At 62.7% G+C, this 18,894-nt stretch carries 23 protein-coding genes and 1 pseudogene; 15 read left to right on the top strand and 9 right to left on the bottom strand.

The features are described 5' to 3' along the window. Positions 1-195, bottom strand: a complete 195-nt coding sequence (locus tag A9977_RS34750) for a DUF1508 domain-containing protein (RefSeq protein WP_405054681.1) — start codon at positions 193-195, stop codon at positions 1-3. Between the two features lie 523 nt (positions 196-718). Between A9977_RS34750 and A9977_RS34225 the strand changes: the two genes are divergently transcribed. Next, positions 719-847, top strand: a complete 129-nt coding sequence (locus tag A9977_RS34225) for a hypothetical protein (protein ID WP_259651895.1) — start codon at positions 719-721, stop codon at positions 845-847. 618 nt (positions 848-1,465) lie between these two features. Here the strand turns inward: A9977_RS34225 and A9977_RS10445 are convergent. Continuing rightward, positions 1,466-2,194: an SOS response-associated peptidase gene (locus tag A9977_RS10445; protein ID WP_183024775.1), complete on the bottom strand. Its 729-nt coding sequence runs from the start codon at positions 2,192-2,194 to the stop codon at positions 1,466-1,468. Between the two features lie 13 nt (positions 2,195-2,207). Further along, positions 2,208-2,447, bottom strand: coding sequence for a hypothetical protein (locus A9977_RS10440; protein WP_183024774.1), 240 nt, complete (start codon positions 2,445-2,447; stop codon positions 2,208-2,210). A 144-nt stretch (positions 2,448-2,591) separates the two neighbouring features. On the opposite strand from A9977_RS10440, the gene A9977_RS10435 reads away from it, so the two are divergent. Together A9977_RS10435 and A9977_RS10430 are read left to right on the top strand one after the other, a co-directional pair. Beyond that, entirely contained in the window at positions 2,592-2,759 is a 168-nt protein-coding gene (locus tag A9977_RS10435) for a hypothetical protein (protein WP_183024773.1), read from the top strand. Positions 2,760-3,002: 243 nt separating this feature from the next. Then, positions 3,003-3,188 carry a hypothetical protein gene (locus A9977_RS10430; protein ID WP_183024772.1) on the top strand — a complete coding sequence of 62 codons (186 nt, stop codon included), beginning with the start codon at positions 3,003-3,005 and terminating at the stop codon, positions 3,186-3,188. 458 nt (positions 3,189-3,646) lie between these two features. On the opposite strand, the gene A9977_RS10425 is transcribed toward A9977_RS10430, so the two are convergent. Further along, positions 3,647-6,844: an error-prone DNA polymerase gene (locus A9977_RS10425; protein WP_183024771.1), complete on the bottom strand. Its 3,198-nt coding sequence runs from the start codon at positions 6,842-6,844 to the stop codon at positions 3,647-3,649. Between the two features lie 125 nt (positions 6,845-6,969). On the opposite strand from A9977_RS10425, the gene A9977_RS10420 reads away from it, so the two are divergent. From A9977_RS10420 to A9977_RS10410, 3 genes are all read left to right on the top strand, one after another. Beyond that, on the top strand, positions 6,970-7,374 hold the full coding sequence (locus tag A9977_RS10420; RefSeq protein ID WP_183024770.1) for a hypothetical protein: 405 nt from the start codon (positions 6,970-6,972) through the stop codon (positions 7,372-7,374). A 63-nt stretch (positions 7,375-7,437) separates the two neighbouring features. Then, positions 7,438-7,677 carry a hypothetical protein gene (locus A9977_RS10415; RefSeq protein ID WP_183024769.1) on the top strand — a complete coding sequence of 80 codons (240 nt, stop codon included), beginning with the start codon at positions 7,438-7,440 and terminating at the stop codon, positions 7,675-7,677. Next, a complete protein-coding gene (locus A9977_RS10410) occupies positions 7,674-7,931 on the top strand; it encodes a hypothetical protein (protein ID WP_183024768.1) in 258 nt (85 codons plus the stop codon). The genes A9977_RS10415 and A9977_RS10410 overlap by 4 nt, the downstream gene beginning before the upstream one ends. A 296-nt stretch (positions 7,932-8,227) precedes the next feature. Here the strand turns inward: A9977_RS10410 and A9977_RS10405 are convergent, their stop codons facing one another. Continuing rightward, complete coding sequence (locus tag A9977_RS10405; protein WP_220811670.1) at positions 8,228-8,428, bottom strand: hypothetical protein; 201 nt, start codon at positions 8,426-8,428, stop codon at positions 8,228-8,230. Positions 8,429-8,602: 174 nt separating this feature from the next. Here A9977_RS10405 and A9977_RS34600 point away from each other — a divergent pair, with 174 nt between their 5' ends. The 3 genes from A9977_RS34600 to A9977_RS10390 all read left to right on the top strand — a co-directional run bounded on the left by A9977_RS34600 (position 8,603) and on the right by A9977_RS10390 (position 9,615). After that, positions 8,603-8,971 carry a DUF3606 domain-containing protein gene (locus A9977_RS34600; RefSeq protein ID WP_183024766.1) on the top strand — a complete coding sequence of 123 codons (369 nt, stop codon included), beginning with the start codon at positions 8,603-8,605 and terminating at the stop codon, positions 8,969-8,971. Positions 8,972-9,113: 142 nt separating this feature from the next. Further along, a complete protein-coding gene (locus A9977_RS34745; RefSeq protein ID WP_405054680.1) occupies positions 9,114-9,323 on the top strand; it encodes a DUF1508 domain-containing protein in 210 nt (69 codons plus the stop codon). Between the two features lie 73 nt (positions 9,324-9,396). Further along, on the top strand, positions 9,397-9,615 hold the full coding sequence (locus tag A9977_RS10390; protein ID WP_183024764.1) for a hypothetical protein: 219 nt from the start codon (positions 9,397-9,399) through the stop codon (positions 9,613-9,615). A gap of 168 nt (positions 9,616-9,783) precedes the next feature. Here the strand turns inward: A9977_RS10390 and A9977_RS10385 are convergent, their stop codons facing one another. Further along, positions 9,784-9,969: a DUF3606 domain-containing protein gene (locus tag A9977_RS10385; protein WP_183024763.1), complete on the bottom strand. Its 186-nt coding sequence runs from the start codon at positions 9,967-9,969 to the stop codon at positions 9,784-9,786. Between the two features lie 369 nt (positions 9,970-10,338). Between A9977_RS10385 and A9977_RS34070 the strand changes: the two genes are divergently transcribed. From A9977_RS34070 to A9977_RS34215, 3 genes are all read left to right on the top strand, one after another. After that, positions 10,339-10,584 carry a hypothetical protein gene (locus tag A9977_RS34070; protein ID WP_220811668.1) on the top strand — a complete coding sequence of 82 codons (246 nt, stop codon included), beginning with the start codon at positions 10,339-10,341 and terminating at the stop codon, positions 10,582-10,584. Between the two features lie 120 nt (positions 10,585-10,704). Continuing rightward, positions 10,705-11,247: a cysteine hydrolase family protein gene (locus A9977_RS10380; RefSeq protein ID WP_259651894.1), complete on the top strand. Its 543-nt coding sequence runs from the start codon at positions 10,705-10,707 to the stop codon at positions 11,245-11,247. Positions 11,248-12,537: 1,290 nt separating this feature from the next. After that, positions 12,538-12,753 carry a hypothetical protein gene (locus tag A9977_RS34215; RefSeq protein ID WP_259651920.1) on the top strand — a complete coding sequence of 72 codons (216 nt, stop codon included), beginning with the start codon at positions 12,538-12,540 and terminating at the stop codon, positions 12,751-12,753. A 197-nt stretch (positions 12,754-12,950) separates the two neighbouring features. Here A9977_RS34215 and A9977_RS34210 read toward each other — a convergent pair. From A9977_RS34210 to A9977_RS10365, 3 genes and pseudogenes are all read right to left on the bottom strand, one after another. Further along, positions 12,951-13,103 (bottom strand): annotated as a pseudogene (locus A9977_RS34210) (hypothetical protein); the annotation flags it as partial. A gap of 590 nt (positions 13,104-13,693) precedes the next feature. After that, entirely contained in the window at positions 13,694-13,942 is a 249-nt protein-coding gene (locus tag A9977_RS10370) for a hypothetical protein (RefSeq protein WP_183024761.1), read from the bottom strand. Further along, complete coding sequence (locus A9977_RS10365) at positions 13,943-14,161, bottom strand: hypothetical protein (protein ID WP_183024760.1); 219 nt, start codon at positions 14,159-14,161, stop codon at positions 13,943-13,945. 317 nt (positions 14,162-14,478) lie between these two features. On the opposite strand from A9977_RS10365, the gene A9977_RS10360 reads away from it, so the two are divergent. From A9977_RS10360 to ligD, 3 genes are read left to right on the top strand one after another with little or no spacing between them, the layout of a single operon-like run. Continuing rightward, positions 14,479-15,399 carry a Ku protein gene (locus A9977_RS10360; RefSeq protein WP_183024759.1) on the top strand — a complete coding sequence of 307 codons (921 nt, stop codon included), beginning with the start codon at positions 14,479-14,481 and terminating at the stop codon, positions 15,397-15,399. A 12-nt stretch (positions 15,400-15,411) separates the two neighbouring features. After that, positions 15,412-16,185, top strand: a complete 774-nt coding sequence (locus tag A9977_RS10355) for an exodeoxyribonuclease III (protein WP_183024758.1) — start codon at positions 15,412-15,414, stop codon at positions 16,183-16,185. A 20-nt stretch (positions 16,186-16,205) separates the two neighbouring features. Further along, the gene (gene ligD, locus A9977_RS10350) at positions 16,206-18,755 is read left to right on the top strand and encodes a DNA ligase D (RefSeq protein WP_183024757.1); all 2,550 of its coding nucleotides are present in this window, start codon (positions 16,206-16,208) and stop codon (positions 18,753-18,755) included. Positions 18,756-18,894 lie beyond the last annotated feature (139 nt).

Below are 18,894 nucleotides of genomic sequence, written 5' to 3'. Positions count from 1 at the left end.
TCAGCCGGAAATAGGCGAACCAAGGGGATCGAACACTAACGCCTTTGGCACCTTGGCCCGAATAACTTCGATGGCCCTGAGCGCTTCGTCTCGATCCAACCAGGATAGAGAACTCTTGGCGATTTGGTTTCCGTCGCCGTCTCGCATCACCCAAGTCCAGCGACCACCAAGCTCAGGCACAACTACAAATCTCATACGTATTCACAACGAAAACCCTCAACACCTTTAATGCGGAGCAGCAACGGCTCGGTCTTGAGCAATGAACCGAGACCGCCAGCGACTTATGGCGTTTGGGCCAAAACAGAAGGAATGTCGCCGCCACTAGGGGGCGACCCGATTTTCTGGGTTATCCACCCGAGATCCCACAAGGTCATAGATGCCCGCAATGTCGATCGCTCGCCTGAGTGCCTCAGTCTGCGATACGGCTTGAGACCTGGTGGCGAAGCCTGCCGGGCTCCTCAATACCAAGACGTCCTGCGCGGTCCGGAGTTCCCAAACCCAGGATTTTTTCGACTCGGGAATAACGACAAGTCGCACGGCCTACGCCCTTATTCTTGGTTGCTCGGACATGAAAAGAGCGCTGCGCAACGCGCCCGAAGACGTCTACGAATCATAAGTTCTGCTGATCACTGTGAGAATTAGTTGCCTCCCATGAACATAGGAGGACGGGCCTCAAGGGACTGCCTACGATCGCATTTGGTAAGAAAAAAGGTCTCGCATGAAACCCCAGGCATCAGAAAAAAGGCGACTCGGGGGAGCGGCGCCGGGGGCGGCCTTAAAGGAACTTGCGGTCTTTTTCACAGTGATCGCACTGACCTTACTGCTCAGCTTTGCCTTCATCGGCTGAACGATTCGGCACGCACTAGCTGCACGAGCGCCTACTCCAAAGCGAAGGAGGCCGGATCACGCTCACTAGGCGACGCCGACGAGGCCTACCTCGAGGTCAGGCTCCACATGAGGGCGCGGCGCTCTCACCCCGGGGTGGTCTCTCTAGCGCTGTACAATGACTTGCCTGTTCACGACCGAGCAAGTCACCGTTTCCATACGGCGGAAAGTCGATCAATGTCGCCACCGACAAAAAAACAACAGGGCGACACTGCATAGCAAGCACGTAGCGTGGACCGCGTAAGAGTTCACGACCAGACACCGAAGCCCGCCTCGCGCGGGCTTTTTCACGACTGCACGATCTGCTTAGAGCCTTCGCTAGCCGTTGCGTGAGTGGAGACGCAGGTGGTAGGCCGCCCACGCTTTTCGCTCAAGATGCCCCAGCCCAACTGATACATCACGCATAGCTCGCCCAGGTGCTGTGGCTTCGATGTCAGGCCCTTGCAACACAACCGAGCCGCGCGCAAACGTCGCGAGGCGGGATGCATCATGAGCAAGCTGGCGGAGATCGGATAAGGAGCGCATCAATGATGCCTGTGCAGCAAAGCTCCATTCTCGCAGACCCACCATTAACTCGCCGTCAGAGGAGTTCTGGCTCTGAAGGCTGCGTTGGCTCCATCGGGTCTGCATCGAACCCCTCAGCAGGCGCCAGGCGCATCAGCGCCCTTGCCTGTTCGACCGTCCCCTCGAGCCACTGATCGAAGTCGCTGGTGTCCAACGGGATCACGCTGCGCTTGTCCTGCTTCTCGAGCGGTAGAGACTGCTTGGTGACGGGGTCCACTACCGGCCGGTGCATGCGGCTCATCAACGGGTGCGCGTTGGCATGGAGCGTGAGCATTGTGTAGCTCTCGTGCATTTCGCCGGTCTCTTTGTCGGTCCAGGCATTCCAGAGACCGGCCAGGCCCCACGGCGCGCCGTCGGCGCGGCGAAAGCGCCACCACACGTTCTTGCCCGTCTCCCAGTTCGGTTCGTCGAAGGTGGCGGCCGGGATGATGCAGCGCTGGCCAACGGCCCAGGGCCCCTTGTAGCTGTCCTTCCAGTGGACCTCCTCCCCACGCGCATTCTCCGTACTCAAGAGCTTGCCGTCCTTCTTGCGCGGTGTCGACGTCTCCGAGCGCTCAGGGATCAGGCCCCACCGCCCGACCACCATCTCGCGCTCGCAGCCCGTGGCGTCGCGCCGGCGGCGGATGAACGGGCCCGGCGCCCGCGGGAAGATCTCGCGCGGCCAGAGATCGGGCTGGTGCGCCCGGGGCAGGCTCCAGAAGCGTTCGATCTCAGCCACCTCGGGAGGGATGTAGCGAGTGCACATGGACGCAGCTTACTCAGGCCCTGCCCGGCAGCAAGTCGGCGGACTTCGCCTGCCAGGACCAATGTGCGCGCTTGTGCGGAACCGGTCCGGCGAGCTCGAAGGTGAAGCACACGCGGCCCACTCGGGGCACGAACATCTCCACCGATGCCTCGGGCGGCTGGGCCTCACCCGCCGGCGTCAGCGAGTACATGGCGCGCACCAGGAACTGACCGGGCACAGTGTCCAGGATGCCGGTTCCGTGATCGGTGTCCATGGATCGATCTTAGCAAATCACTGGATGTACATACAGTATCCGGCTAAAGTTGAGGGCCACTTCAGGAGATCCGCATGTGGCAATCCCCCACCCCCAATTTCGTACCGCGGCCGTGAACTGTCCGAACTAGAAGCCTGGGTTTTCGTGTTCGCGAACACCTGGCAGGAGTTCGAGCACGACCCCGAAGACCTGCGCATGGCAGGCTTCAATGTCTTCGGCCCGGCCGTGGCCGAGAAGCACGGCGACGAAGATCCGGCAGCAGTCGCACGACGCCAGTATCTCGAAGCCGGCGAGTATCACGATGACCTCTAATCCGGGCGACGCGGACGAAGACGCCGACCAGCTGGAAGCCGCGCGAGCCGAGGAGCCCGCCCAGCCTCCCGAGTTCGGACTACGAAGCTCCGACGTGCCTTCCTAAGTGGTAACGCAATGCGTCGTCTAGGTCCTGCCCAAGGCGGGCAATAAGCTGCCGCGGGACGTGGCGCAGAGCCGCGCACTCCATGGTTCTAAGACATGGGAGGATGCTATGCGGGCGTAGGAAAATGCGTACAGAGTATGGAAGTACGCCTGCGTTGGAAGCCCGAGATCCTGCACGTCCGCCAAGAGATCCTCAGCCTGCTCGAATGGCAAGACCGTTCGAACTTCAGCGTTTCACTGCTCGAGTCGATGGTCAAAGCCGGTAACGCCATTCACGGTCCCGGCACACACTGGATCGAGTCGAGGGAGCGGCCAAGGATCTGAGAAACTGGACAGTGGAAATCCGCCTTTCTCACGCTGCGGACATCCCGCTCCCTGGCTTGATTCGACCGGCTCGCCACCCTGTCGGATGGGCAGCTATGCCTTGCATGGGCTAGTAAAACTATCCTAAAGTGGCGGCCCAATCGCGAGGGCTCGGAGGTCGCAAATGCCATCTTTTAGTCAGAAGGAAGCGATCCTACGGAAATCTGGGATCACTATCGCGCCTTTCCCTCTCCGGCGGTTGCCGCCTCGTACCGGCACGATCTGTGACGATGGTCGGCGGTCGGCGGAACAGGTAGCCGCGGATGAAGCGCATGACGAGGCCGTGCGCGAATGGCGAGCCGGCGTAGAGGCCTTGTACTCGGTTTGGCAGTCCACGAAGCGAGATTAGCTGTCGCCGCGGCGGGCATCGTCGAGGGCGAGATGCTGATCCAGCCGGTCCCCGTCGACCGGTCAAAGCCCTATCGAAAATCCCTGCTTCTAACCCTCAGGCCCTCCAGGAGATTGGTATGGTCGCGCAGCTTCAGCGCCACCAGCGAGTGCACGCCCTTCTCCGATTGCCACGTGCCTTGCACGGTGAGCAGCTTCGAGCCGCGCAGCGCGGCCCGCTGCTCCTCCGCCACGCTGGGCCAGACGATGATGTTCACGGTTCCGGTCTCGTCTTCCAGCGTGGCGAAGATCACGCCGCTGGCAGTGCTCGGCTGCTGGCGGTGCGTCACGATGCCGCTCGCCCGCACCGTCTGCCCGTTCTTCGCCCGTTGGCGCAGGGCTTCAGCCGTCCAGATCCGGTGCACGTTCAACTTCTCGCGGATGAGCGCCAACGGGTGTCGGCGCAGGGTCAAGCCCGTGGACGCATAGTCGTCCGCGACCTGGGCACCCTCCTCCGGCTCCGCAAACGCCACAGGGTCCTCGAAGGTCCGAGCCTCTCGCAGCATCTCGGTCGGCCTGGTGTCGATGCCCGCTGCCTCCCAGACCGCTTCAGGCCGGTGGCCTGCCAGCGTGGCCAATGCGTCCGCGCCGGCCAGGCAGCGCAGGTCGTGCGCGTCGAGCCCGGCCCGCATGGCCATGTCCTCCACGCTATGGAAAGGCTCGACCGCGCGCGCCGCGATGAGGCGCTGCGCGGCCACCTCTCGCATGCCCAAGACGAGCGCCATCCCCAGCCGGACGGCGCGCAGCGGCTCTTCGAACGTCGTGTCCCACCGCGGCGAAGCTGCGGTTGTTGACTGCGCGGGCTCCTCGAGGGTGGTCAGCCAGTCGCTCACCATCACGTCGACCGGCCGCACCACCACGCCGTGCTCTCGCGCGTCGCGCACCAGCTGCGCGGGCGCGTAGAAGCCCATGGGCTGGCTGTTGAGCAGGCCGGCGAGCAGTGCGTCCGGATGGTGCCGCTTGAGCCAGCACGACACGTAGACCAGCAGGCCGAAGCTGGCGGCGTGGCTCTCGGGGAAGCCATAGCTGCCGAAGCCCTCGACCTGCTTGGCGATGCGGTCGGCAAACTCCGGCTCGTAGCCCTTAGCCAGCATTCTGCGGATCAGCTTGGCCTGGTGCTCGGCCAAGCCGCCGCGCTTGCGCCAAGCGCCCATGGCGCGCCGCAGTTGATCGGCCTCGCCGGCAGTGAAGTCCGCTGCCAGCATGGCAATCTGCATCACCTGCTCCTGAAACAGCGGCACCCCCAGAGTGCGCTCGGTGGCCGTCTTGATGTCCTCGCTCGGGTACTCCACGGCTTCCTCACCCGCACGGCGGCGCAGGTACGGATGCACCATACCGCCCTGGATCGGCCCGGGCCGCACGATCGCCACCTGCACCACCAGGTCGTAGAAGCGCTCGGGCTTCAAGCGCGGCAACATCGTCATCTGCGCGCGGCTCTCGATCTGGAACACGCCCACTGTGTCGGCCTTCTGGATCATGGCGTAGGTGACAGCGCATTCGGCCGGCACGTCCTGCATGCGCATCGGCACGCCCCGCTTCTGCGCGATGAAGTCGAGCCCGCGGTGAATGGCGGTCAGCATGCCGAGGGCCAGCACGTCGACCTTGATCAAGCCCAGCGCGTCCAGGTCGTCCTTGTCCCACTGGATCACCGTGCGATCGTCCATCGCGGCGTTCTCGACCGGCACGAGACGGCTGAGCTTGTCGCGCGCGATCACGAAGCCACCGGTGTGCTGGCTCAGGTGACGCGGGAAGCCCCGGATCACGTTGGCGATCGCTAGCCACCGGCGGACCTTCTGGTCGGCGGGATCGAGGCCGCTCTCCAGAAGGCAGGCATCGCAGATCCACTGGCCCTCGATCCCGTAGGCGGCGCTCGATAGCCGGTCCACGAGCTCGATTGGGAAGCCCAGGGCCTTGCCCACATCGCGCAGGGCGGACTTGGTGCGGTAGGACGTCACCACGCCCGTGAGGGCCGCGCGGTGCCGCCCGTACTTGTTGTAGATGTACTGCATGACCTCCTCGCGCCGCTGGTGCTCGAAGTCGATGTCGATGTCGGGCGGCTCGCGGCGCTCCACGCTAATGAAGCGCTCGAACAGCACGTTCATGCGCGCCGGGTCGACCTCGGTCACGTAAAGGCAGTAGCAGACGGCCGAGTTGGCCGCCGACCCGCGGCCCTGGCACAGGATGCCCACCGACCGCGCGAAGCGGACGATGTCCTCGACGGTGAGGAAATACGCCTCGTAGCTCAGCAGCGCGATCGTGGTGAGCTCGTGTTCGATCTGGTCGCGCACCTTGTCCGGGATGCCGGCCGGAAAGCGAACGGCCGCGCCTTCGTAGGTCAGCTTGCGCAGATGCGACGCCGGCGTTTCCCCGGCAGGCACGATCTCCTGCGGGTACTCGTAGCGCAGCTCCTCGAGCGAGAACGTGCAGCGCGCAGCGACTGCAACCGTCTCGCGCAACCAGGCCTCGGGAAACTCCTCCGCCAACATGGCGCGCCCTCGAAGGTAGTTCTGCGCGTTGGGCAGGAGGCCGAAGCCGGCCGTGGCCACGGTGCATCCCAGGCGCACGGCGGTAAGGGTGTCCTGGATCGGCTTCGAGCCGCGCGTGTGCATGAGCGGGCTGCAGCTCGCGACGATTCGCAAGCCCGCTCGCGCGGCAGCCTCCTCGATCACGTAAAGGTAGTGCTCCTCGTTCATGGCCAGCGTGCGAGGCGCCAGCAGCCAGGCACGATCGGGAAACCAGGTGCGTGCCCACATGGCCTGCGCAAATAGCGCCTCGAGGCTGACCTCGCGGTCGGGCAGCAGCAGCACCAAGCAGCCCAGCAGGCCAGCCAGGTGCGCGGCCTTCGTGGTCTTGCCCTCGACATCGGCCACGTGCGCGACATAGCTGCCCTTCGCCGCGCGCCGGCGCGCCAGCGTGATCAGCTCACACAGATTCCCATAGCCCTCGCGGTCCTGGGCCAGAAGCACCACCCGCGCGAACGGCGTGCCCGCGGTCGTTCTCAACAGGATCTCGCTGCCGACGATGAAGTGCAGACCGCACTCGCGGGCCTCCAGATGGGCGCGAACGACGCCCGACACCGAGCACTCATCGGTCAGGGCGAGGGCCGAATACATCTTCGCCGCGGCCCGCTCCACGAGATCTTCCGGCTGTGAGGCGCCGACGAGGAACGTGAAGTTCGATCGGCAGTAGAGCTCCGCGAATGGTGGCGGCTCCGGCAAGATACTGTTCATACATACAGTATTCGTCACCCCAACTGCCGGCCGCAAGCAGCGTTACACCTTCGTTTGATCGAGGGATTCCGTCGGGTCGGCGCGCCTCTAAACTGGTGAGTCGCTGAGACTCAGGAGACCTGATCATGCTCATCGCCTACCTCGAAACCGCTGCCGGCCAGATCTCCATCGGCCTCGTCGACATCTCGAAAGAAGAGCTGGAAGGGCCGCTGCAGCCGTTTGATTCGCTCGTGAGTGCGCTGGCCGCTGTCCGTGGCCCGCTGATGCTCACCAGCACGCACTCTTTCTTCGGTGAAGCGCCGGCCGACACCCCGGCGACGCTGACCTTCAAGTACCTGGGCGCCCGGTCGGTGGAATTTCCGAACGAAGCCGCCTTCTACCAGTCGGCGAATGAGTTCCTGGCGCGCGGGGTCTACGAGTGCCCCGACACCTTCACTCCCGCCGATGACGGGAAGTTCAGGGCCAGATGCGAGTACTTCGAGCTGATCGCCGAAGAGGACCCGAGTGCTGCGGCCCCCACGTTGCACTGAGCAAAACGCCATCCAATTTTGGGGATTTGTAGCTACATGTAATGTGCGCGCTACGATATTCATATGCCGGAGAACAACCCTCGCCTCACGTCCGAACAGAAGAGCGCCGCCCTTGCGTGGTGTGCTGCTTGCGAGAAGCTTGACCACTTCCTTGGGGCAACGCCGGGCTATCCCTGCCTGAGTCCAGAAGAAGTGACACAGACGATGGACACGACTGAAAACGCTTTGTTTGAACTGCGACGCACTTTCGAACAGCAAGGCAGTCAGGGCGACCTGAACATGCAGGCCCGAAATTCGGAATGAGCAACATCCACGACGCAATCACTAAGGCCCTGTCTGCGCACTGGAAAGCGCACGCCAACAAGAACCCGCAGAAGCTCGTCCTGTCGACCTCACAGCACGCGGACCTGATGCGCCGGCGGACGATGACGAAGACCGAGACCGAGGCGGCCCAGGTCGACCCCGCACGTTTCATGGGCGTGGCGATCGAGATCGACGATGCAGCGCCGGGCGCGCTGATCTCTGTCGACGGCACGCCGGTGGGGATTGACGCGTAGCGCTCAGCGGGACAGCCCGGTACTGGGCAGCTGGTTGTAGCTGGTCGGCGATGCGCTCGCAGGTCCTGCCAGCGATGTGACTGGCGTCAGCGAACTTTCCAAGCTCGATAAGCACTTTCCACTCCCGCAGAGCAGGTCGTGAGCAGAACGAGGGTTATGTCGGCTGTCGCGCTTCCGCCGGCAGCGGCAAGATCCCGTAAGCGACGAGGAGTTTGCCGCTTTCTCCGATGGGCCAAGCTCGTCTCGCGCTACATCGCGCACAGCGGCTCATCCTGAATTACAGCCAGGACCTGCGGTCAGCCTCTCGTCAGCTGAGCCATCCGCACCGAGTTTTCGCTCAGTGGACGGCTTGATCCGCGCGCGCCCGGGAACACAAACGCGCCCTCACCCTTTGATCCAGCCAGCGGCTGAAGCTCGCGAAGCAATTGTACGGTTTGTTTCGCGAGCGGCACGAGATGGGCCTGTCCGTTGAGCTTCTGCTCGGCCACACGTTTCATCCGCGCCGCTGGGACCGTCCACAGGCCATCCTCGCAGCGACACTCCGCGCGCGCCACTGTCCTGCCGAGCAATCGTCTGCCGCTGGCGGGTGCTGTCTGACGTGTGTTGCCATCCACCGCTGGCTCGTCTCCTATTTCGACTGTCGCACTGTTTTCGCTCTAGCGGAGAACAGCATGGAAGAAGCTCAGTACATTCGTGGTCCAGCTGATCCGGGTCGGATCAACCTCAGTGACGAGCACGAAATGCACTACTGGACCAAGTTGCTTGGCGTATCGGAGTTGCGGCTGCTCGTAGCAGTTGCATTCGCAGGCGTCATGGCGTCGGATGTCCGCGCTTACCTAGGGCTACAAAGCGCCCAGCAGGCAGCTGCATCGCATGGGCTTAACGGTTCGGAATATGCTGATTTCTATTCCTCTGCAGAGCCGCCAAGGCTCATATCGGCGTCGATGGCTCGCGAGCCGCGAACAGACAAGCGAGCGCCCGCCTTTTTCACTCGTTTTTCACACGCGGTCGGGTCGGCACGGCGAAAGCCGGATGGATGAAGGTCCTCCGGAAGTTCGAGGCGTACTGCCATGCCATCCTTGCTTTTGAAGAAGAGCCGACCTAGTCCTACAGGTCAGCCAGTCCGCCCCAGCAAAATCCCGTCTAAGGCTTCCTCTGCGTTGCCCGTCTTACTCACTAAAGATGCGAGAAATCATCATGCGATTCGTTTTGGTTCCGGAGGTCGGTGGTCGATGGCTGTGGGTGCTTCGAGATACGAATGGAGACGCGGTCTGCCAAAGTGAGTCGACCTTCGGAACGCGTGAGCGTGCGATCCAAGCCATTCAGGAGATCAGAGAAACGGTAAGGCAGGCGAAAGTGTTCGATTCGCTTGGTACTCCGACTGACTCATAGCCACGATACGGGAACGGTTTCCTTCAGCCGGTAGTCTCGGCTCCTTGGCGTCTCGGTGGCGTTGGAGGATCAGATGAAGCTCGTTGTTCTTTCTGACGGAGAGGGTTGGAGATGGCGGCTGCTAGATCTTCAAGGCAGAACTATCTGTTCGAGCTGCCAGAGCTTTCACACCGCGCCGCTGGCCTTGCAGGCCTTTTCGTCTGCTAAGTCGGGCATGCTCTTCGCCCACATCGTTGATTCAAAAGGCAGGCCGCTGGAACAGGCTTTCTATGAAATCCACTATGTTCAATAGCGCAGCCCCGACAAGCCGCTTGCAATAGCTTTAGCGTAGCGCTCCGAGGGATTGTCAGCGCGCGACAGCTGCTTCCACTCAAGTCCCTGCTTCAACAGCACCCAGACATACGCCCGCTGCTCCGGACCCTCGCCGGTCACGGCAAATCGCACGGAGAGGGCCCACAGCTTAGCGCTCCGGCTGACCGAGGTAGGTGCGCACGTCCTTGGCCATCACGCCGGCTGCGGCAATCGCCGAGCGGAGCTTTGCCTCAGAAACGCCGAGAGTCTTTGTCCAGTAGCGCAACTCGTGTTCCTCGTTGACATTGATACGGGCGGCATCTGCCGGGCCGCGGATGCTCTTGTCGTCTGCCATGGCGCTCTCCAGTGAAAGGTCCGGATGATGCAGACACCGAAACCCGCCGCGTGCCAGCGAAACGGCGCACGTGCCGTCAGAAGAGTTCGGGCGCCAATGTGGCATTGGTTTCGTCGGCGCTGCTTCGAACACGTCGGCCGGCTCCAAGCGCGACAGCCCATTCGCCTGCGACGAGCGTAGCGGCAGATCTGAGAGGCAGGAGCGGCAAGTCTTAAGACATTGGAGGCCGTTCGCTCTCACAATTCTCTGGCACTTCCGGCCCCGACCTGATAGAAATTTCTTGGCGACAGTCCTAATATTCGTGAAAAGCTCCACAGAGCCATACAGGCCTTGTTCGACTGTGACGATGTTCTATAGGAGAGGACCGCAATGCCATCCAGCAACAAAAGACTGACCGTCGACCAACGGATTGCCGCCGTCGAATGGGAGGCGCATTCCGAGAAGCTCTCGAACTTTCTCCGCGGGGCTCCAGGGCATCCTGCTTTGACACCTCACGAGATCCCCCTGCTCTTCGAGGACGTGGAGGCAGCCTTGCTTCATCTAAGGCAAACGTTCGAATTGATGCCACCCCGTCAACGTGCAAGCTCGATGCACCCTTCCGCAGCAACAGATTGACACCCCAGGATGTCTCGAAACGCAGGCTTGTACTCCTCGCCGACACGAGGACTGGTTGGGCGGGAGCACGCAGCCAAGCCGCGCAGCAGGTCGATCGCGCCAGAGCGCGCCGCTGGCGGAATGGCCTTGCTGGTCGTAGATATGATCAGTTGCTGGGACTTTCAAGACGCTCAGAAGCTGCTGCCCGAGGCTGCTGCGATCGCACCGGCCATCGCGGCGTTCAGCGACCGCTGCCGGCGCGCGGGCGTGCCGGTGATCTATGCGAATGACAACCTCGGGCGCTGGAGATCCGACTTCAACGCTCTGGTCGCGTGGTCGCTCGAGTGCGGCGGGGAGGCGGCCGACATCACCTCGGCGATTCGGCCTCAGGATGATGACTATTTCGTTCTAAAGCCGAAGCACTCGGCCTTCCATGCGACGCCGCTGTCGCTGCTGCTGGCGCATCTTCAAGTGCGCACGGTGTGCATGGCCGGCGTCGCGAGCGACCAGTGCATCATGACCAGCGTGGCCGAGGCACGCATGCGGGACTTGGATGTCGTCGTACCGAGCGACCTTGTCGCCTCGCAGACCGCGGAGCGCAACGCGGCGGCTCTTCTCCAGTTCAAAAACGTCTACAAGCTCAGGACACCAAGATCACCAGGGCTGCGGCTGCCCTCGAGCTAGGCCGTTGGCCGATATTGCACCCGTTGATTCATCGCAGCGCTTGTTAGGACGAGAATCGATTGTTTGGATGATCCAGTCGGGCGCCTAGGAGGTCGTAGACCCCAGCAATGTTGACAGCTCGCCTGAGTGCTTCGATTTGGGCCAGGGCCAGGGACTTTGCGGTGAAACTTGCGGGGCTTCTCAGCACAAGGAAATCCTGCGCGCTCCGGAGCTCCCAGACCCAGCGGTTCTTCGCCTCAGGAATGACGACAAATCTCACGGCGGATTCTCCTGTTCGTGGGGTCGCGCGAAGGCGCAACACCCTGCGCAACACACCCCGAAGACGTCTGCGAATCATAGGTTGCCGTCAGGGCCCCTGACACCGAGCCGGCTCCCATGAACATGGGAGGACGGTTCTAAAGAGGCTACCTAGCATTGCAACATGTTAAGCAAAAAGGTTTCACATGAAGCTTCGGACGCGAGAAAGAAGACGATTTGGCGAAGAGGCGCCGGGAGCCGCCGCAAAGGAACTCGCGGTCTTTGTCGCAGTGATCGCACTCACCTTGCTTCTCAGCTTTGCCTTCGTAGGCTGAACGTTTCGGCCGCACTCCTCGTTCGGGCGGCCGGGTTCGGCGACTGGCCCAGGCATGCCGAGACGTCCCTCTACACCAGGATCGGCTGCTCTGGCTGTTCGGTCCGGCATCGAACACCTCAGCCGGCGCAAGGCGCATCGGTCCATGGGCCTGCTCGGCGGTCCCACCAAATCACCGAGTGACCCGTGTACGGCGGGATGCAGAATGTGAAATGACTGCACCACCCTTCGCCTCCCTTTCCCCCGACCACCTCGCCGCTTTGCGCGCCGTTGCCCGCATGGATCTTTCACACGGCATAGCCATCGGCCAGAGCCTGGGTCGATCGGCTTCTGCAGATCTAGCGGCATTGCGCGCCGACGGCTACGTTCGGGAAGTTGCCAGCCCACGTAAAGATGGCACTCCGAACCACCTGTATACGATCACGTCAAAGGGTCGCGAGGCACTGCAAAGTCATGACCGGCCAAGCGACTCCGCTCCCGGTCCTACGACTGGCCCGAGACCACCTCTGCGCAGAGAAACGTACACTGGGACCGAGATGCACCCTTTCACAGGGCGCGCGGGTTCAATGGACGCGCTGAAATACCCCAGCCGAGTGGGCAACCAGCTCCGCTACCCAGCCGATCACACCGCACCGGCTGCGGACACGCAACCTGATCCGACGCAAGCTATTAAGCGGCGCTAGATTCACCCCTCGCCAAAGGCTTGCGACAAGGGCCACATGCCAGCAAAGAACCCGAAACTGTCGCCCGATCAACGTGTTGCCGCCCTGGAGTGGATGGCCGCCTGCGAGAAGCTCGACCACTTCCTCCACGGGACACCCGACCATCCTGAATTGAACCCAGACGACGTAACTTTGATGCTCGACACGGCGGAGAGCGCGTTGCTTGATCTGCGCCGCACGCTCGAGGAGCAGGCGCCGTCAATGCGAGTCTGAGTGCTCAGGCAGACCCTAGGAAGCAAAGAATTCGGCCGCCGGAGGCGCACCGGAAGTCCCTGCTCGAGACCTTTAGGCCCTCTAACAATGTCCCGGAGGCAGGCACCGCAGATCCACTGCCCGCCGATCCCGTAGGCGGTGCTCGACAACCGGTCCACGAGTTCGATCGGGAAGCCCCAAGGCCTTGCCCACTTCGCGCAGGGCGGCTTGGTACGGCAGGAGGTCACCACTTCAGTGATGGCCGCACGGTGCCGCCCATGCATGACCTCTTCGCGCCGCTGATTCTCGAAGTCGATGTCGGACGGCTCGAGGCGCTCCACACGGATGAAAGACTCAAACAGCACGTTCATGCTCGCCGGGTACACCTTAGTCACTCAGAGACAATAGCTGACGGCGCAGTTGACCGCCGACCGCGGCCCTGGCACAGGATGCCTACGGACCGCACGACGCACCATGGCTTCGACGGTGAGGAAGTCACATCGACCTTGCCGCCCAGTGAAGCTGCGGCGGCCAGCGAGGTGGCGCCCGTGTGGATAAGGCTGCCCAGCGCGACCTCGCCGGTGGCCACCACCTTAGCGCCGTTGCCCATCGCGGCCTCGGTGGTATCGGTGAAACCTGGCCGCAAGAGCGCCAACCGCCGAGACGTTGTCGCCGGCCGCGCCGGACACCGCTTCGGTTCTGGTTGGTAGCGTCAATCCGCGGGCCGCTGGTGACGCGATACCCCGCCGTAAGTGACCGGAGGGTTTTGAAAAGCTAGTTCGGAGCGTTGTGCATGGGCGGCTTCGGAGCCGCGGGCGGGTCGCCAAAGTGCTCAGGTTCCAAGTGAAACACCGTAACTACGGCGAGGATTGCAAGCACAAGCCCGACCAAAAAGATCAGCATCCACCGAAATGGCCGACCACCGACGCGACGGTTCTTTCGTTGTTCCATAGGTCGAAAGTCACTTAGGCGCCTGGTTGTCCACCGGACCGGGGTTGGTACGCTGAATCACCGTGTCAGCAATGGCAGGCGTCGGATCGGAGCGCCAGAAGAACGCATTGATCACCACGGCCGCAACCACCAAAAGGATGACGACTACGATGCCCCAGGCGAAGATCCGATTGTTGTCTTTCCGGTCCCCGACCTGTTGTCGTATGCCTTTGCCCATGTTGATCCCCTTCAGGCGGTGAGAGATGCGCAGAATGCTCATCTACTGGCCGGCGTCGTTCTGGCGGTGGTCGGGTTGGACCGTTCGAACGTTCTCTGCTGCATCTTGTTCGGCCCTGCGAAGTTTGGCGTCCGAGCCGCTCTCCGCCTTGCGCATTTCCTCCTTAAGGGCTTGTTCATCTTTTTCGGGGCGGACAGGCGTGTCGCCGGTGACGGCGGCGGGGTTATCGACTCTCCGCCCTTGATCGGTGGTTTTGCTCATGGCGTCTCCTGTTTGCGATCAGACGTTGTGAGGCCGATGCCAGGGGTCGCATGTAGGAAAGCCTCGGCTTTTTGCATCTCCTCCGGCCTAGGCAGCAGTACACGTTTCAAGCTCTGAAGGTGAGGGGCAGGACCTCGCCGTCGCAAATTCCCGCGAGCTGACGCGTCACCGTCTGTCATCGCATTCACCGATGCGCAGCGACCCTCGTCCTCCCCACACAGGAGGCGCCATGCGACGTATTTCCCCTTCGAGTCCTTCTGCACGCTTGTCAGCTGTGCGGCGAACCGATCAACGCACAACCTCCCAAGGGCGCACCAATGGCCACCGGTAGCCGAACCCTCTGGAAGGGCGCCATCACGTTTGGCCTCGTCCACATCCCCGTAGGCCTGCATACGGCCAGTACCGAGCAGGGCATCGACTTCGACTGGCTCGACAAGCGCAGCATGGACCCGGTGGGCTACAAGCGGGTCAACAAGAAGACCGGCAAAGAAATCGACAAGGAGAACATCGTCAAGGGGTTCGAGTACGAGGATGGTCACTACGTGATCATCTCGCCCGAAGAGATCGAGACCGCGTTCCCACGGACCACGCAGACGATCGAGATCCAGATGTTCGTCGACGCCTCCGAGATCCCTTTTCTGTACCTGGAGCGCCCCTACTACGTCGCGCCGATCAACAAAGGGCACAAGGTCTACGCGTTGCTGCGCGACACGCTGGTCAAGACGGGCAAGGTCGGCGTGGCCAAGGTGGTGATCGCGACGAAGCAGCACCTGGCTGCCCTGGTGCCGTCAGGCCCGGTGCTTGTGTTGAACCTGATGCGCTGGGGGGACGAGGTCAAGGCCGCGGAAGGCCTGGATCTTCCGGCCGCAGGCGCCAAGGCGCCGAAGATCGCCCCGGCAGAGATGAAGATGGCCACACAACTGGTCGAAGAAATGAGCGGCAAATGGGAGCCTGAGGACTTCAAGGACGAGTTCAAGCATGCAGTGATGAAGCTGGTCGACAAGAAGGTGAAGGCTGGCAAGACAGAGACCGTCATCCAGCCCGAGGAAGAGGCACTCAGCCAAGGAGCAGAGGTGATCGATCTGACGGAGTTGCTGGCACGGAGCCTCAAGGGGGGCGCCAAGAAGGCTTCTGGCAGCAGTGCAGCTGCGGGGAAGCCTGCAGCAAAGAAGGCCTCGGCGAAGACCAAGGCGCCTGCCAAGAAGACCGCTGCCCCGAAGGAACGCAAGGCAGCCTGATTCGCCGCTGCAATGCGCATCGCCACCTTCAACGTGAACAACGTCGTAAGCAGGCTGCCGCAGCTGCTTGCCTGGCTCGACGTCACGCGCCCGGATGTCGTGTGCCTGCAGGAGCTGAAGGCGACCGACGCGACGTTCCCGCGCGCGGAGCTGCTCGCCTCGGGCTACGCATCGCTCGTGCATGGGCAGAAGACCTGGAACGGCGTTGCCATCCTGGCGCGCGGCACCGAGCCGCTGGAGATCCGGCGGGGCCTGCCCGGTGATGCGGCGGACAAGCAGGCGCGCTACCTGGAAGCAGCCGTCGGGGGTATTGTGATCGGCTGCCTCTACCTTCCCAACGGCAATCCACAGCCCGGGCCGAAGTTCGACTACAAGTTGGCCTGGTTCACGCGCCTTCACCGCCACGCGGCATCGCTGATGAAGACCGGCCACCCGGTCGTGCTCGCAGGCGACTACAACGTGGTGCCGACCGATGAGGACATCTACTCGACGGCATCGTGGAAGGACAACGCGCTCCTCCACCCGCTCGCACGGGCCGCGTACCGCAAGCTGCTCAAGCAGGGCTGGAGCGACGTGATCCGCGAACTGCACCCGAAGCAGGTGCCGTACACCTTCTGGAGTTATCTGCGCAACCGCTGGGCGCGGGACGCAGGCATGCGAATCGACCACCTCCTCGTGAGCTCGTCCGTGCGCCCGCGTGTGATCGCCGCGGGCGTCGACAAGGCCGTGCGCGGCATGGAAGGCTCGAGCGACCATGCGCCGGCATGGGTCGAACTCGCCGATTGAAGATCCCTCACGAGGCGCTCATGGCCACCACCGACAAGCTCACCCACTACAAGGCCAAGCGCAATTTCTCCATCACCTCAGAGCCGGCGGAGGGAGGCACAGAGAGCCCCGAAGCGCTGCAGTTCGTGATCCAGAAGCACTGGGCGAGCCGGCTGCACTACGACTTCCGCATCGAGCTCGATGGCGTGATGAAGAGCTGGGCGGTGCCCAAGGGTCCCAGCTACGACCCGCATGACAAGCGCATGGCGGTGCACGTCGAAGACCACCCGATCTCGTACAACAGCTTCGAAGGTGAGATCCCCGCCAAACAGTACGGCGCAGGTAAGGTCATCATCTGGGACAAGGGGGTCTGGGTGCCCATCGGTGATCCGCACACGGGCTACGAGGACGGCAACCTCAAGTTCGAGCTGCATGGGCACAAGATGCGCGGCAAGTGGGCTTTGATCCGCATTCGCAGCAGAGACAGCAAGCAGAACACCTGGCTGCTGATCAAGGAGCACGACGCCTTCGAACGACCGGCGGCCGAGTTCAGCGTCGTCGATGAGTTCTCGGACAGCGTTGCGCAGCTCGCGATGCCGGCCGGGCCCACCGCGGGGGCAACGCCGCCCCGGGCGGACGAGGCGCGCGAAGTCCGTGCGAAGCGAACCAAAGTCCGCAAGGCCACCCTTTCCGACCTCCCCGCTGCTGCTGTCGAGGCGCCGCTCCCCGAGAAGCTAGCCCCCTTGCTCGCGACGCTCGCCGAAGGCCCGCCTCCACGCCCAGACGAATGGATCTACGAGATCAAGTTCGACGGCTATCGGATCTTGACGCGTGTTGAGGGTGGACGTGCACGTCTGGTCACGCGCAATGGACACGACTGGACCGACCGCATGCCGCATCTGGCCAAGGCGATCGAGCGCATGAAGCTCAGGCCGGGTTGGCTCGACGGCGAGATCGTCGTGCTGAACGACCGGGGAACGACGGATTTCCAGGCGCTGCAGAACGCGTTCGACAGTGCCCGCACGCAGGATATCGTGTATTTCCTGTTCGACATCCCGTTCTACGCCGGCCATGACCTGACCGCGGTGCCGTTGATCGAGCGCCGGGCCCTGCTGCAGTCCCTGCTCGCTGGAGCGCAACCGCCGCTGCGCTTCAGCGAGACCTTCGAGGCGCCACCGCGCGACATCGTGGCCTCGGCCTGCAAGATCGGCTTGGAAGGCATCATCGCCAAGCGCAAGGACAGCAGCTACGTGTTCCGCCGGTCGGGAGATTGGCTCAAGCTCAAGTGCAGCCACCGGCAGGAGTTCGTCATTTGCGGCTACACCGATCCGAAGGGCTCGAGGGTGGGTATCGGCGCGCTCGTACTCGGTGTTCACGACGACCAGGGGCAACTGATCTATGCCGGCAACGTGGGCACGGGCTTCGACGATCGATCGCTGGCTGCGCTGCTCGAGAAGTTACAGCCCCTTGTGACCGACAAGCGGCCCTTTGCGGCACGCATCGAGAAGGAGCGCCAGACCCACTGGGTCAAGCCCCAGCTCCTGGCCGAGGTCACTTTCGCCGAATGGACCAGCTCTGGGAGCATCCGACACGCGGTGTTCCACGCGCTGCGCAGTGACAAGCCTGCGAAGGCCATCGTGCGCGAGAAGCCCATTCATCCGACGGGCGCTGATCTCGAGCAGGCAACAACGCACACGCTTCCGGGCAAGCTGAAGGTATCCAACCCGGAGCGGGTGATCGATCCATCGACAGGTGTGACGAAGGTCGAAGTCGTGCGCTTCTACGCCTTGGTGGCGCCGCTGATGATGGAGCACCTCAAGGCGCGTCCCGTAGCGCTTGTCCGCGCACCCGAAGGTATCGGCGGCGATCTCTTCTTCCAGAAGCACCTGGACAAGGGAAAAATGGAGGGCATTCGGCAACTCGACCCAGCGCTCTATCCCGGTCATCCGCAGATGCTCGAGGTGGCGAACGCGCAAGGACTGCTCTCGGCTGCGCAGATGAATGTGATCGAGTTCCACACGTGGAACGCGCTCAAGACGCTCATCGGCAAGCCTGACCGCATGACCTTCGATCTGGACCCCGGAGACGGGGTGGCATGGTCGGCGATGCAACAGGCTGCAGAACTCATGAGGGTGTTTCTCGAGCAGCTTGGTCTTGTCTCATTCTGCAAGACCAGCGGGGGCAAGGGCCTGCACGTGGTGGTGCCGCTCAAGCGGCAGTACGGGTGGGACACGGTCAAGGATTTCTCTCAGGCCATCGTGCAGCACATGGCGCGCACGTTACCGCGGTTCTTCGTGGCCAAAAGCGGCCCGCGCAATCGCGTCGGCAAGATCTTCATCGACTACCTGCGCAACGGCTTTGGTGCGACGACAGCTTGCGCTTGGTCGGTTCGCGCTCGGCCGGGCCTGGGCGTATCTGTACCGATCGGGTGGGAGGAACTGTCCCGAATCTCGAGCGGGGCACACTGGACCTTGCAGAACATCCACACACGGCTCGATCAAGGAAATGGTCCGTGGGAAGGATACGGGAAGTCGTCTCAAGGTTTGGCCAAGCCGATGAAGGTGCTTGGGTTCGGTGACCGTCGCCTGTGACCGCGCGCCAGAATGGAGTCGCGGGCGAGCACGACATTCACAGAATCTCAAGAGCACGCTTCCGCTCAAAGGGCCGGTGGCCCTCCTCCCACACTGGCACGCGTAACCGCCCTCGGCAATTCCGACTGCGCCACATCTG

Origin of the sequence: Variovorax sp. UMC13 (assembly GCF_014170375.1) — a bacterium.
GTDB lineage: Bacteria > Pseudomonadota > Gammaproteobacteria > Burkholderiales > Burkholderiaceae_C > Variovorax.
The sequence above is the reverse complement of the archived record's forward strand: the minus strand, read 5'-3'. Positions and strand labels throughout refer to the sequence as shown.